This is a genomic window from Bacillus sp. CFBP9009 (assembly GCF_036541465.1).
Lineage (GTDB): Bacteria > Bacillota > Bacilli > Bacillales > DSM-1321 > Peribacillus.
The window spans coordinates 257,302-271,719 of record NZ_JAZHFU010000005.1 but is presented as its reverse complement, the minus strand read 5'-3'; the positions used below and the strand labels follow the sequence as shown (position 1 = coordinate 271,719).

The window sequence follows — 14,418 nt, the reverse complement described above, 5'->3', positions numbered from 1 at the left end:
CTTGCAAGACAATAATGCCATTTATCGTGTCGGAAATTTAGCGACAAAAAGTGATAACCCAACAGAACTAGATTTGGGGAGCAGTAAATCAGAGGAAGACCAAACATTAGTAATGCTTTTTGCGGCTATTGCATTGGATGCTGCCAAGCAAGGGAATAATGATAAGTTCAAAAAAGTAAATAACGTTGTCGAAGCGAATTATACGCTGGGTACAGGTCTACCTCTTCGGGAAGTTAAGGAAGGGAAAGATGTTGGGTACCGTTCGAAGCTACTGGGATCCGTTCACCAAGTAGAATTTTTAATTACACCTAAATACCAAGGTATTAAGGTTAATATCAAATTTGATGAAGTGAAAGTCTATCCAGAGGGCTTCGCCGCATACATTAATTTAGTCATGGACAATGATTTGAATATCATTAACCGTGAATTAATAGATAGAAGAATTCTCATTCAAGATATTGGCGGACTATCGACAGATATCGCGGTCATTAAAAACCGTAAAGTTGACGATGATAAGGCGCAAGGATTCAATCTAGGAGTAGCTGAGGCTCTTGAATCTATTCGTGAAGAAATCAGAAAAAAACACGGTGTCGAGCTGGATAGCAGACGAGATGTCGTTGAAATCATCACGAAGAAAAACGATCGTAACCATATTATGGTTCGCGGAAGCCGGACAAGCGTCCATGATATCGTCGACCGGATTTTAGGAGAACTTGCGAAAAAGCAATATCGCCATCTGCGCAACGTATGGCAGAAAAACTCGCAAACGGAAATCTGCTATTTTGTTGGCGGAGGTTCGATTGTCTTGAAAGATTACCTGAAAACGCTCAATCAGAATTTTGATGGCTACAATATAGACTTTTTTGAAGATGAACGGGAAAGCGTTTGGATGATGGCCAACGCCTATTATAAATTGATTTCGGATTTTAATCGCCGGAATTCAAAGGAACAGCAGCAATCCCACCAAAAGAAGAAAGAACAAAGATCAGGTGCTGTTAAATAGGTGAGAGAATGAAAAAAACAGCTTCTTCTGAAATCAAAAGAGGACAAGCCATCACTTTTCGTATCCCTTCAGATGTATCAGATTATACGTTAAGGCAGCTGCAGAAATTGAAGGAAACGGAAAGAAGGAATTTTTCCAGTAAAATTGCCGAGTATGTTCTCGATGGAATCGGACAATCGACCCATCAGGAACGGGAAATGATTGCCCTGCCCATGCCGAACAAGCTTAGCAAATCTCAGCGTGACTGGCTCAAACATTCCCACTCAGAAGCTATGCTTGGAACGATTATGTACCATCTTTTATCCGATCCTTTACGCGCAACGGCCTTGCTAGCCTCATTAAACAGCAATGTAATTAATGAGGAGATTTATTTGCAGGATGAGCCCGAAGAACAGGATAATGAAGTGGTGCAGGCAGAAATATCTAAGAAAGATTTGGATGACTTTGATTGGAGTTTGGAAAAAACCACACAACAAGTGGAGGAACCAGAACCTGAAGAGGAAAATCTTGATGATCTTCTTGGTGATTTTCTCGATCAAATGAACCAGTGAGTGAATATATAGGAGGATATCCGGCGACAAGTTGGATATCCTCCTTTTTCTTTGCGGGGGTTATGAGGAATGAAACATAAAAAAGAATATATCAAGCTGCAGCCTTTTCCCGGCAAACATCGGGGAAAGGCTTTTTCTGTCGAATGACGAGTCCCCCAAGTAACACCGGACACATTCCTCCTCTTTTCAATAGTGGCGCAAGGAGGTTTGTTTTCCCATCACAATCCGGTTTACCCCTGAGCTATTGAAGGTTTTTTGTATGGGGAAATTGTCGAATGAACTATACGTTTAAGCGACTGTTCCAAGATTAAAACATCTTATGTTGATTTTGAGAAACTCACATCTCAAATCCCTTGTAACATTAGATAGGCACCACTCTTTTCTAGGTCGACTAGGGTGTCGTGTCTGGTTTCTGCCCTGGAAAATGCAAAACAACTGTAGAAAAAATGAATAAAAGACATGGGAGTATTCAGATGAAACGATTATATGAAATAACAGGAATATTTACTGTGTTTATCGTGGCGCTCTTCTCCCTTCAGTCAATTGCCGCCGGGGCAAACGAGATCTGCAGTCCCACGACGGGCACCGCGATTCAGTTATTGGACAATAAAGGGGAGTTAAAACAAACGCTGTCGCTAGACGCAAACCATTCCGCGACATCGATCCGGACGACCCTTAATAATGCCATTACAAAGGTTTCTGCCTATCCGCAAGATGTATCGAATGGGAAAAGGGGAACGGTCCGTTTGTCAAAAGGCCAGTTTACGGCGAGTGCCTTTATTGCAATGAAAGAAGGGGTCATTTTAGAAGGGACGGTTGAGAACGAACGCCCCGTCACGACAATGTGTACCCAGCCCTCAAGCAATTCTGTCACGATTAAAATCATGGTGAGCCATACTGGTGTCAAAAACCTGATGCTAGAAGGAAAACGAAGGACTGAAGACCCCCAAACTGGGAAACCGAGAAATTATTTTGAAGCAAGGAACAGGGGCATTGAGGTCACTGCAATCGATCAATCCAAATCCACGGCGGATTTGGTGTCTGTCTATTCGGCTGTGAATGATTTGCACAGGCTTCAAAATATCCTGATCGAAGATGTTCAAATTTCCGGGTATGAGGGATATGGCATTTACTTAGAACATGTGAATGGAGTCATGATTAAAGGGTCTGATTCTAGAAAAAGAAACAAAATGGTCATAAAGGATATTGGATATGCAGGCATCGGCGGTTATTCCGCGAGTAACGTGACTGTAAGGCATGCGACAGTGAGAGGTCTTGGGCCAGGGGAGACGGTGGGCAATACCAAACAAAGCTATGGCATCGCCTTTAGTCACCGGAAAGACAGTGCGGGAGATGCAATGACTCAATCAAAGTTCCAGCGAAGTGACACAATCGCAGTCGATGGGAATGTGGTGGCGAATAACCCTGGATGGGAAGGGATTGACACCCATTCAGGCCAGAATGTTTCCTTCACGAATAATGTTATATTAAACACGCGTTTTCCAATCATTGTCGGCGGAATGGATTACAAGGGAGGAGCTATCTCAGCTTACGCACCCGGCAATATTATGATTGAGGGGAATAGAATCAATTCTTTTAATGATTATGCGTATTACGATATAGGTAAAAATGCAACAGTCAGCGAACGGGGCATTACAGTCAACGGAACTCAATACCATGATCTTACTGAAACAAAGATGGGATTCCTGCAAAAGGTCGTGATTAAAGGCAATTATGTGAATAATGTCCGGGCTAATGTCGAGGAATGGGGAGGCATCAGTATTCATGTGACCAAAAATGCCCTCATTGAAAGCAATATCATTGAAAATAGCTTCAACAATGGCATCGTGATTCTTAGTTCCAACAAGTTCACCAAAATCAAAGGAAACATCATAAACCAAATTCATAAATCCGACGAAAAGTTTATTTCAGCGGGCATTGGTATCAGAGGGTCGCATAATAACGGCAGCCCTACAAATGACTATGCCATCACCTCTTTGAACATGAAAAATAACGTCATTGAAGGGGATAACATATTTACCGAAGTTGGGCATGAAATCCATGTACAAGACAAAACGGTTTATAACCGCCTGGATGACTGGATTGCCATCTCGGCCTTCCTTGACTGGAACAAACCTAATGTGATGAAAAAGCAGGAGTAAGGAATGGCTGTACAAGATGCTAGTGGGTTTCAAAGTTAAAACGCCCCATTCTAAAAAAGGGACATGCCTCACCTATATTAAGTGTTACATTTGTTTTCTGGGGTGAATGCAATAGGGAAAGCATTACTCTGTAAGTCAAATTGAATCACATTGGGTAAAAGAGGAAGTGAAAAAGTGAAGATTCTTTATTTGCATCAATATTTCAATACCGATAAAGGCAGTACCCGATCTTATGAAATAGCTAAATTTTTAGTCTCTAAAAATAATAAAGTCACCATCATCACCGGAAATTCCATAGATTCGCGTGAGGGAATAAAGATCATATCAACCAAAACTAAATATAAACAAGAATATAGTTACCTGAAAAGATTATTATCGTTTATTCATTATATGTATAAAAGTTTTTTCATTGGGGTGAAAGAGAAGGAGGTAGACGTTGTTTATGCTTCCTCGACCCCTTTGACAATTGGATTGATAGGTATGCTTCTTGCTAAGGTGAAGCGCAGCGAATTTGTTTTTGAAGTAAGGGATTTATGGCCAGATATACCTATTGAGCTTGGAATCATAAGACATGAATGGTTAAAGAGAATTTTATTGAAACTAGAAAGCATGATTTATTCTTCAGCTGATAAAATCATCGTGCTTTCGCCTGGAATGAAAGAAGATTTATTGAGAAAAGGAGTTAAACGGGAAAAAATTGCTACGGTTACTAACTTTGCGGATATAAACTATTTTTCTCGAATTCGTTCCGAAGATAAAGAAGAAGCATTGGATAAATTAGGTTTAAAAGCGAAGTTTATCTGTTTATATGCAGGCACATTAGGATTTATCAATAATATCGATTATATTTTACAGCTTGCCGAAAAGACGGATGACCCCGATATTGTCTATCTAATTGTAGGGGATGGAAAGGAAAAAGAACGCTTAATTCAAGTGAAAGAGAGCAAAAAATTAAACAACGTTATTTTCTTGGATCAGGTATCTAAAAAAGAAGCTTACTTATTAATGGCCGTATCTCATATAGGTCTGTGTTTTGTACGTGATAATGAAATATTGGATAGGAATAGTCAAAATAAACTTTTTGATTTTTGGGCAGCCGGAAAACCAACATTAATAAACTATAAAGGCTGGCAGCATGAGGTCATGACAAAATATGATGCAGGTCACGGTTTTGAATATAGAGAACGATCAAAGATGATAGAGTATGTAAAATCAATGAAAAGTGACAAACGAATGTATCTGAAAATACAAGAAAATATAGAGCGTTTAACCCTGAATTATGAGAAAACCAAATTGATTTCAAAACTGGAGAGAACACTGTCGGAATTGGTTGATAATAATCATTGAACATTCATGAACAATGGGTCATTCAGAATTTGATATATTCGTCTGCATCTCACTTAAAGTCTATTGAAAGATCTAATTTTGGAAAAAGGATGGAGTTCCATGGAGACAATCGTAAATACAAAGCCAGTGATAACAGGTTGGGTAAAACAGGAATACCTTAAGAACATTGAGCGCATTTTGGATTCTGGCAGGTTAATTTTAGGTGAGAATACTCGGAAATTTGAAGAAAGCGTCAGACAATACAGTGATTCTAAGTATGCTGTCGCACTTTCCAGTGCAACGGCAGCCATTGAAATTATTTTAAAGTATCTAGATGTTGAAGGCAAAGAAGTGATCATGCCAAGCAATACGTTTATTTCTCCAGTATATGCGGTGAAAAATGCGAAAGGAAGGGTCGTTCTTTGTGACATTAATTTAGAGGATTTCAATTTGGATTTAAATAGCCTGAAGAACGCCGTGACTCCTAAAACGAAAGTTGTCCTAATTACGTATATTGCTGGAAGGATCCCTGATAACATCTTTGAGATTAAAGAGTTTTGTGATGAGAATGATCTTTATCTAATCGAAGATGCTTCACATGCTTTTGGTGCCACTATAAATGGATATAAAGCAGGCACAATTGGATTTGCTGGGGTTTTTTCAATGTACCCCACTAAAATTGTTACAAGTGCCACAGGCGGTGTCATTACATCGGATGATATAGATTTAATCAAATACTGTGAGTTGTTAAGGCACCATGGGAATGAAAATGGTGCAGTCAATCAAGTATTATCCGGTGACATGCTTCTTAGTGAATTTAATGCATTGCTTGGTTATCTGCAAGTTCAGGAAGCTTATGGGATGATCCAGGTCAGGCAGGAAATCTTCAGTTTCTATAAAGAAAATTTGAAAGAGATTTTTCATGAACACGGTCTTTACTTCCAAGCTTCATCTGACCACAATATATCTTCATTTTATAAAATTATCGTCATGTCTAAAAGCAAAGAGCAATGCGAAACATTTAAAAAGCATTTAAACGAGTGTCATATAAGCACCGGGCATTGTTATGGGGTCCCATTACATTTACAGCCCACATTGCTAGAGGAATATCCCCTTGCATCTCTCCCGAATGCCGATAGATTTCGTGAATCTCATTTCACGTTGCCATGTCACTTGGATTTGTCAGATGAGGATCTGAAATACATTGTAGCGAAATGTAAACAGGCAGTGGAACATGGCGATTAAAAATAGGATTGGAGTGGTGGGGTCAGGTCCAATAAGCTGTGCCATGATTGATGCCATTAATGAAAGTTCAAATGGAGAGGTGATGGGAATATGGGGGAGAAGATTTCATTTTGCCAAGGAGCTTGCAAAAGAAAAAGGAGTTTCTAAAGTTTATGGATCCCTGAATGAAGTGTTTGAAGATGATGAGCTGGATACTGTTTATATAGCCACTCCAAATGCTTCCCATTATGATCAAGCGATGGCAGCCATTGAGCATGGAAAGAACGTTATTGTGGAGAAAACGGCATTCATGACAGCCGATCAGGCCAATCGGGTTTTCGATGCTGCAGAAAAACAAAATGTTTTTGTGTTTGAGGCAGTAAGATCCATTTATGAACCCAACTTTCAAATTTTAAAGAATGCTATTAAAAAGTTAGGGAAAATCCATGGGGCAACCCTAAAGTACCAAAACTATTCCAAGCAGTATTCGGCCTTATTAAAAGGGGAGAAAGCGCCACTTTTCGATGAAAATCATGGTGGCGGGACATTAAGAACGATTGGAATTTATCCTATTTATGCGGCCATTCAATTATTTGGTGTTCCCGTTAAAAGTTATTATTTTAAACAACTGATCGTAAAAAACATTGATTTAGGCGGTACGTGCATTTTTGAATATGAAGATTTTAAAATAACGATGTTGATTTCAAAAATTAACTTAACGAATGATTCAATATCGGAAATTTACGGAGAGAATGGAACCTTGCGTTTTCACTCGTTATACGATATCCGCACAATAAGTTACCGCAGTATCATTAATGACATTGAAGAAACGATAAGTGAACCTATCAGTGATAATAGTTTGCTTTATGAAATCACTGAATTTTCAGAATGTATTTTAATGAAAAATGTAAAGGCCTACATGGAACAAAAGAACATTACGCTTAAAGCGATATCTATCATTGAACAAGCTTTAAATGGAGGAACATGATGAAAAAAATATTGCTAGTAACAGCACACCCAGATGATGCGGAAATTAGTATGGGCGGTACCATTCGTAAGCTGTTGAACCAAGGACATTACATTATCAACATCATATTTTCCATCCCTTCGAATATCGAGGTCAGGAAACAAGAGGCAATAGAGTCATCAAAGAATTTCGGATATGAGGTACAGTTTTCTAAGTACTGTGAGGGTAATAACGTTGAGGATATCCCTCTTCATAAATTAATAAAAGAACTCGACGATATCATCGAAAAGATGGATCCAGACGAAGTCTACACACATTGGATGAATGACAGTCATCAAGATCATCAAAAGTTATCAAAGGTGGTAAGAAGCTGTTTCAGGAAAAAACAATTTACACTATATGAATTCGAACAAATCAACCAAAATAATAACATCGCTGCCAATCAATTTCACCCGAATATTTATAGTGATATTACAGAGTTCATGGAAGATAAAAAACGTATGATTACCATGTTCCAATCACAGCTAACCGGTTATATGGGGCATTATTTAGTGAATGCGGAGCATATCGGCAGTTGGAGGGGTTCCCAAGTGAATTGCAAATACGCGGAAACATTCCTATTAATTTTTTCAAAAGAGGTTTTGTAGGTGGAAAAAAAGAAGATAGTCACAATTCACCAGCCCAATTTCCTGCCCTGGATTGGTTTGATTCATAAGGTTTTCCAATCGGACGTTTTTATATATTTGGCCGATGTGAAATACTCTTCAAGTAATTTTCAAAATAAAGCATATATTCTAGGTGCTGATGGAAAAGAGTCAAGGCTAACTGTACCGCTTCAAAAAAAGCCTGAAATGTTACATGAAAAATTAATCAGTTATCATTCCCCAAATCAAAAATGGAAAAGGAATCATTTGAAGCAAATATCGGAAGTTTATAAAAAAACTCGGCACTTTCAAGATTTTTTCCCGCTGTTGGAAGAAGCATATCAAAAAGAACACGCTTTGTTAGTCGATTTAAATATTCATTTATTTGAATTGATTTTAAAGTATTTAAACTATGAAGGAGAAACACACCTTTCCAATGATTTTAACACTTCCTTTGGAAAAACAGAGAGATTAGTCAGCTTAGTTAAGCAAACCGGAAGTACATGCTATTTAAGCGGGAAAAGCGGAAAGGATTACTTGGAAGAAGAATTGTTTCATAAAGAAGGTATTGAAGTCGTTTATCAAAAGTTCATACATCCCGTGTATTATGTGAAAAATGAAAAAGAGTGTGTAAAAAATTTATCGATTCTAGACTGGATCATGCACTATCCGGCGGATCAAATAAAAGAAACGTTAACGAAAGATAAATTAGGCAAATCATAACAATGTAAATGAGTATATAAAATAGAGATGTGGCGTGGTTGAAAATATGAAATTTAAAAATGAATTTATGAATAAAATCCTTTTATTATTAACTGGGAATTCACTTGCACAGCTTATTCTATTCGCAAGTTCTCCCATACTGACAAGAATATATACACCAGAAGATTTTGGTGTGTTTTCAACCTATACGTCACTTTTGGCCATTCTCATGTCATTTTCATCTCTTTGTTTAGAAAAGGCGATTCCTTTAGAAAAAAAACATAGTAATACGGTTCACTTGATGTACATTAGTATGTTTACGATTGCCGTCGTTTGTATCCTGAATATAGGTTTAGGATTCCTTAATCTATCATTATTTCGATTATACGGTATAGAAGCTTCGATTATGAATGACCTTTTGCTTTCAATTGGCCTGTTTTTTGCTGGAATCTATCAAGTGATGAGTTACTGGATGTTAAAAGGAGATAAGTTTAAAGGGCTAACTCATTCTAAACTGCTTCAATCGATTAGCAATGTAATAAGTCAGTTCTCACTTATCTCCATTAATCATGTGACTCCAGGAATTGGTTTAATAGCGGGAGATATGATTGGACGGGGAATAACCCTAGTGTACATTTGGCGATATTTCTTAAAGCAAATGCATTGGCCAAAAGTGAACTATAGGAGAATCGGATATTTGCTTAAAAAATATGAGAAATTCGCCAAATACTCCACATGGTCAACCCTCGTAAGTTCCTTATCTCTGCAAATCATTTTTTTGTTATTGATGCGTCTATACGGACCTGACGTGACAGGGCATTTTTCCATGGCTACAAAAACGATCGGTTTACCCATTAGTTTGTTGGGAGCGAGTATTTCGACAGTATTCTATGCCGAAGTGGCAAAAAGCATTTCAAATGAACCGGGAAGAGTTTTACATTTGTATAAGAGCATTATTACTAAAACGGCCATGTTAGGTGTGCCGTTAATGGCAATTTTGGCATGGATAGCACCCGGTCTCTTCAGCTTTGTTTTTGGAGAAGAGTGGCGTGTTTCCGGTGAATATGTGACATTGATGTCATTTATGTTTTTAAGTCAAGTGATTGTCATGCCAGTTTCCCAAATATTGTTTTTAGTCAAAAAACAACGGACTCAGCTTTTATGGGATGTTTCAAGGATGTTACTGTCATCTTCTGGAGTACTGGTCATTTTCATTTCAGGGGGTTCGGCTGAAACAGCCATTTTATACTTTAGCATTTGTATGGGGGCCAGTTACTACTTTTTTGCTCTCCTTGGCTATAGGGCGATACATTTCATGGATCGAGAGGATAATCTAAAAAAATGAAGCTGATTCAACTGGGCCTGGTAGGATTATACGTCTGGTTAATGGATATATCCTACGTTTACTTTATTTCCCCTGAATATGCTTATATGGGGTATATATATCGGCAACATCCAAGTGCAGTCATGATAGTAATTTCCATGTTTTTTATTATATTGCCAGCCATATTAATAAAAAAGGAACTGGATAAGCCGTCGGAACTCGTTTTCTGGATTTTGTATTTTATTGTCTATATACCGGTAGTATGGGTTCCGAACTATTTATTTACGCTGCAGCCTGATTTTATATATACGAATGTTCTTTTGTTTTTTTGTTTACTTACCATTGGAAATGTAAATAGATTGCCAGCCATGAAGATTACACCTCCTAATGTTAATCTCGGTCTATTAAAAATCATTTTTGTTATAACATTATTGGTTTTTTTTCTTTACATCTTCAAAGTTTCGGGGGGAATTAGTCTAAAGCCTCCTATAAATTCTGAGGATATCTATGATAAGCGAATGACTTTTCGAACAAAACTAACCCCTCTTGCAGGCTATATTATACAGTGGCTTGCAAAAGTATGTAATCCATTAATCGTTACCATTGGCTTATGCAAAAAAAAATATACCTATGTGGTTATCGGACTAGGGCTGCAATACCTTTTGTACACCGTCAATGGCTTGAAATCCACTCTTTTATCGACTGGATTACTAATCATTGTATTCATTGCTTTTCGGAAGAAGGGAAGGGATTTTTCCATACTTTTTTGTATAAGTCTTTGCTCGCTGTTAGGCATCAGCATTTTTCTGGATTTTATCCTTGATCAGGCATATTTTTCTAATTTGTTTGCCAGAAGGATGATCATCACACCGGGCTTGCTGACAAGCTATTATGTAGACTTCTTTTCAACTCACCCAAAAGCCTTGCTATCTTATAATATTTTAGAAAAATTCATAGATCCTGTTTATGACAAGAGTCCGCCATACATTATCGGTACAGAGTACTTTGGCAGACCAGAAATGGCAGCCAATGCCAATATGTTCGCCGATGCTTTTGCTAATTTCGGTTATATTGGATTCTTGGTTTATACAGTGATCTTAGCAGCGATATTATGGTTTTATGATAGCCTTACGCAAAATGAAAAGTGGCAAGGTGTCGGCATAATCTTGTTTGTTGTACCTGCATGGTGTTTAGCGGATACTGCGCTTACAACAACGTTTGTGACAGGCGGGATGTTTTTTACTTTCGTTATCATGTATTTATTGTTAGGGTCAGATTTACAAAAGGGAGATAACAGATGAAGTTATTTTATAATATTAGTTCGGTGCACCCATGGAATGATACGAGGATTTATTTCCGGCAAGCCTTTTCTTTTGGAGAAACGGGAATGTACAAGGTGAAGCATATAGCGATTGAAAATAACTTGATCCCTGAAAACATCCCTGCCAATATCGAAGTTGAACTGTTGACTAAGAGATCCAGGAAAGGGCGAATGTTGAATTGGATTGCTCTTTACCGCAAGATCAATAAAGATAAGCCTGATGTGATTCAGTTTCATGATCCGGAGCTGCTGATTTTAATGAACATCATAAGAAGGATTCCCCGTTATCACCCAGTCATTGTTTATGACATGCATGAAAATGTACCAAAGGTCCTTATGAGAAAAAAAATCCCCGGAATTGCATTGAGAATGTATCGTCTTTTGGAGAAACGATTGCTAAGGGCATGCAGCGGAGTCTTGTTTGCAGAAATGACGTATAAAAAGGATTATCAGTTCTTAACTTGTCCAACAACAGATGTGTACAATTACCCGAAAATTCCTGAAATGAAAGAAAACAAAGGAAAAGAAGATGTTTTCACCTTTATCTACCTAGGAAGCATCTCTGATATACGTGGCGGGGAAACCATGCTGATTCTTGCAAAAAGATTAGTAGAATTAAAGAAAGTGTTTCATATGAAGATCATTGGAACTGGCAGGGAAGGCTATATCGAAAAATTGAAAACATTCATCCTGGACAACGGCTTGGAAGATTATATCAGCCTAGAGGGTGTAATGGCCTTTGATAAAGCATTCGAATCCATCCAGAAAGCACATGCAGGCATGGCATTTTTAGTTCCTGATCCTAATTTCATGGGTGGTAAAACAACAAAGTGTTTTGAATATATGGCCGCGGGCATTCCATTTATGGTTTCTGATTTTCTTATTCAAGATGTACTGGATAAATGGAGCTGTGGAGTGTCGGCCGATGTAGCGAACATGGATGATATGGTTCAAAAAGCGGTTTATTTACTGGAATCCCCAGCCATGGCAGCGAACATGGGGGAACGAGGAAAAGCTGCATATAGACAAGAATATAATTGGGAGAATGAAGAGGAAAAACTACTATCTCTGTTAGATGAATTAAATTCATGCTCCTAGGAGGTTTGCTATGGGATTATTTAAATGGATAAATAAATTGGCATTTATTAGTAACTGGGGGAGGCTGGGCGGCATCCACGGAATAATCGTCATGTTTGTTTACCGGATAGGCAACATCATTTACTATAAAGTGAACGTTCCAATCTTAAAACAAGTATTATGGATTGTGTACCGCATGATTGATTTGTTAATTATAAGACTCTTCATGAACTGTGAATTTCCTGCGCAATCTCAAATAGGAAAAAAATTGCATCTCCCACATGGAGCTAAAGGCATTATAATCAATCCGTTTACTAAAATAGGGGATCACGTTACAATATTGCATCAAGTAACGTTCGGGCAAAGTAAAGAAAGCAGAAAAGCTCCTGAGGTTTGTGATTATGCATATATTGGAGTGGGCGCTAAAATATTGGGCGGCATCCGAATTGGCAATAATTCGAAAGTGGGGGCAAATGCAGTTGTTTTGACATCCGTTCCCGATAATTGCACGGCAGTTGGAGTGCCAAGTGTGATTAAAGGTAAGCAGAAAGAAAACGTTATAAAATAATTGCACGTAAACAAATAAAGGAGTGTTCAATTAGCCTAATTGAACACTCCTTTTTATTATCCCATGGTGCCCTTCATGAGATGATCAAGCCAGGAAAATCAGTTGATAAAGAAATAGAGCAGCAAACATGTACACGAACGGATGCACTTCACGGAATTTGCCTCTTGCCATTTTTAAAATGGGGTAGGCGATGAATCCGAGTGCTATCCCGTTGGCGATGCTTGATGTTAAAGGCATGGCGACAATGACCAAAAAGGCTGGGAATGATTCATCAAAGTGTGTCCAGTCAATTTCATTAATGCTCTTAATCATCATACTTCCCACGATGATCAAGCTAGGTGCCGTGATTGCCGCTACATTTGAGACAGCTCCTATCAGCGGGCTGAAGAAGGCGGTTATTAAGAATAGGATGGCCACTACCAAAGCGGTTAAACCTGTCTTGCCCCCGGCTCCAACACCAGCTGATGATTCAACCGAGGCAGCGGTCGGGCTTGTACCGAACATGGCGCCGACAGTAGTGCCGACGGAATCTGCAAAGAAGGCACTGCCGGATTTTTCAAGCTTATTCTCCTTCAGCAATCCAGCTTGACGGACAATGCCCAATAAAGCACCGGTCGTATCAAATAGCATTACAAGCAAAATGGAGAAGACGACGCCATAAAGCCCATAGTTAATGACATCGGCGATAGATGTTATTGGATTGGCGACTATTATTCCTTCAGGTAAGGAAGGGGTGGAAACCAGGCCGTTAATTTCCAATTGGCCTGTAAAAAAAGCGATTATGGCTGTCACGATCATTCCGATGAATATCGCTCCCTGTACATTACGAACGATCAGCACGATCGTTATGACCAGACCAACCAATGTAAGTGCCACACTTGGATCCCTGAAGCTTCCAAGGGTAACCAGGTTGGATTCATGCTGTGTTACGACACCTGACAAACGAAGCCCGATGAAGGTAATGAAAAGCCCGATTCCGGCACTGATTGCATGCTTCAAGTTATTTGGTATGGCTTCGATCAATTTTGAGCGGAAAGAGGTTAGAGATAAAAGGATAAAGATGATGCCCGTAACAAAGACTGCAGAGAAAGCAACTGTGTATGAGATATCATGGGTTCCCAATACTGAGTATGCAAAATAAGCATTCAATCCCATTGCCGGTGCTATGACAATTGGGTAATTGGCTAAAAGGGCCATGCATAGGGTACCGACTATTATTGCGATTATGGTTGCTGTGAATGCCTGGTCGAATGGAACACCGGCATCAGAAAGGATCATTGGGTTTACAACGATGATATAAGCCAGTGTTAAAAAGGTTGTAAGCCCCGCAAGTACTTCCGTCTTAATATTTGAATTCCGTTCTTTTAATTTAAACATGCGGTCACTCCTTTTTTCTATACAAAAAATCCTTGCAAAAAATCTACAAGGAGGAGATGCTTACCCTTTTTCAAGTAAGTAGCTCGATGATAATAAATCTTATAAATTATATTAGAAAAATAACTAAAGTACAATAGCATGAAAAATTTTAAGGTACAGGTTTTCTCGAAAA

At 38.6% G+C, this 14,418-nt stretch carries 13 protein-coding genes; 12 read left to right on the top strand and 1 reads right to left on the bottom strand.

The genetic code is table 11. The annotated features are described in order from the left end of the window. The 12 genes from V3595_RS16095 to V3595_RS16040 form a co-directional block, all read left to right on the top strand. The coding region (locus tag V3595_RS16095; protein WP_485908283.1) for an Alp7A family actin-like protein at positions 1–1,003 on the top strand (1,003 nt) is incomplete at its 5' end. Between the two features lie 8 nt (positions 1,004–1,011). Further along, positions 1,012–1,554, top strand: coding sequence for a hypothetical protein (locus tag V3595_RS16090; RefSeq protein ID WP_350300763.1), 543 nt, complete (start codon positions 1,012–1,014; stop codon positions 1,552–1,554). Positions 1,555–2,027: 473 nt separating this feature from the next. After that, positions 2,028–3,716, top strand: coding sequence for a right-handed parallel beta-helix repeat-containing protein (locus tag V3595_RS16085; protein ID WP_485908282.1), 1,689 nt, complete (start codon positions 2,028–2,030; stop codon positions 3,714–3,716). 174 nt (positions 3,717–3,890) lie between these two features. Beyond that, the gene (locus V3595_RS16080) at positions 3,891–5,063 is read left to right on the top strand and encodes a glycosyltransferase family 4 protein (RefSeq protein ID WP_485908280.1); all 1,173 of its coding nucleotides are present in this window, start codon (positions 3,891–3,893) and stop codon (positions 5,061–5,063) included. A 99-nt stretch (positions 5,064–5,162) separates the two neighbouring features. After that, entirely contained in the window at positions 5,163–6,287 is a 1,125-nt protein-coding gene (locus V3595_RS16075; protein ID WP_485908278.1) for a DegT/DnrJ/EryC1/StrS family aminotransferase, read from the top strand. Next, on the top strand, positions 6,277–7,254 hold the full coding sequence (locus V3595_RS16070; protein WP_485908277.1) for a Gfo/Idh/MocA family protein: 978 nt from the start codon (positions 6,277–6,279) through the stop codon (positions 7,252–7,254). The genes V3595_RS16075 and V3595_RS16070 overlap by 11 nt, the downstream gene beginning before the upstream one ends. Next, positions 7,254–7,880, top strand: a complete 627-nt coding sequence (locus V3595_RS16065) for a PIG-L deacetylase family protein (protein ID WP_485908275.1) — start codon at positions 7,254–7,256, stop codon at positions 7,878–7,880. Before V3595_RS16070 ends, V3595_RS16065 begins: the two co-directional genes overlap by 1 nt. After that, positions 7,881–8,600, top strand: coding sequence for a WbqC family protein (locus V3595_RS16060; protein WP_485908273.1), 720 nt, complete (start codon positions 7,881–7,883; stop codon positions 8,598–8,600). It abuts the gene before it with no gap. Positions 8,601–8,646: 46 nt separating this feature from the next. Then, positions 8,647–9,924 carry an oligosaccharide flippase family protein gene (locus V3595_RS16055; RefSeq protein WP_485908271.1) on the top strand — a complete coding sequence of 426 codons (1,278 nt, stop codon included), beginning with the start codon at positions 8,647–8,649 and terminating at the stop codon, positions 9,922–9,924. After that, positions 9,921–11,204, top strand: coding sequence for a hypothetical protein (locus V3595_RS16050; protein WP_485908269.1), 1,284 nt, complete (start codon positions 9,921–9,923; stop codon positions 11,202–11,204). The genes V3595_RS16055 and V3595_RS16050 overlap by 4 nt, the downstream gene beginning before the upstream one ends. Beyond that, on the top strand, positions 11,201–12,322 hold the full coding sequence (locus tag V3595_RS16045; protein ID WP_485908268.1) for a glycosyltransferase: 1,122 nt from the start codon (positions 11,201–11,203) through the stop codon (positions 12,320–12,322). Before V3595_RS16050 ends, V3595_RS16045 begins: the two co-directional genes overlap by 4 nt. 10 nt (positions 12,323–12,332) lie before the next feature. Next, the gene (locus V3595_RS16040; protein WP_485908266.1) at positions 12,333–12,869 is read left to right on the top strand and encodes a serine O-acetyltransferase; all 537 of its coding nucleotides are present in this window, start codon (positions 12,333–12,335) and stop codon (positions 12,867–12,869) included. Between the two features lie 84 nt (positions 12,870–12,953). Here V3595_RS16040 and V3595_RS16035 read toward each other — a convergent pair whose 3' ends face one another. After that, the gene (locus tag V3595_RS16035; RefSeq protein ID WP_101223911.1) at positions 12,954–14,246 is read right to left on the bottom strand and encodes an NCS2 family permease; all 1,293 of its coding nucleotides are present in this window, start codon (positions 14,244–14,246) and stop codon (positions 12,954–12,956) included. Between the last annotated feature and the right edge of the window lie 172 nt (positions 14,247–14,418).

Bases quoted from the DNA above. Each gene is read 5' to 3' on its own strand.
- V3595_RS16055 (WP_485908271.1), top strand. From the start codon at position 8,647: ATGAAATTTAAAAATGAATTTATGAATAAAATCCTTTTATTATTAACT.
- V3595_RS16045 (WP_485908268.1), top strand. From the start codon at position 11,201: ATGAAGTTATTTTATAATATTAGTTCGGTGCACCCATGGAATGATACG.
- V3595_RS16035 (WP_101223911.1), bottom strand. From the start codon at position 14,246: ATGTTTAAATTAAAAGAACGGAATTCAAATATTAAGACGGAAGTACTT.
- V3595_RS16050 (WP_485908269.1), top strand. From the start codon at position 9,921: ATGAAGCTGATTCAACTGGGCCTGGTAGGATTATACGTCTGGTTAATG.
- V3595_RS16065 (WP_485908275.1), top strand. From the start codon at position 7,254: ATGAAAAAAATATTGCTAGTAACAGCACACCCAGATGATGCGGAAATT.
- V3595_RS16075 (WP_485908278.1), top strand. From the start codon at position 5,163: ATGGAGACAATCGTAAATACAAAGCCAGTGATAACAGGTTGGGTAAAA.
- V3595_RS16090 (WP_350300763.1), top strand. From the start codon at position 1,012: ATGAAAAAAACAGCTTCTTCTGAAATCAAAAGAGGACAAGCCATCACT.
- V3595_RS16070 (WP_485908277.1), top strand. From the start codon at position 6,277: ATGGCGATTAAAAATAGGATTGGAGTGGTGGGGTCAGGTCCAATAAGC.
- V3595_RS16085 (WP_485908282.1), top strand. From the start codon at position 2,028: ATGAAACGATTATATGAAATAACAGGAATATTTACTGTGTTTATCGTG.
- V3595_RS16040 (WP_485908266.1), top strand. From the start codon at position 12,333: ATGGGATTATTTAAATGGATAAATAAATTGGCATTTATTAGTAACTGG.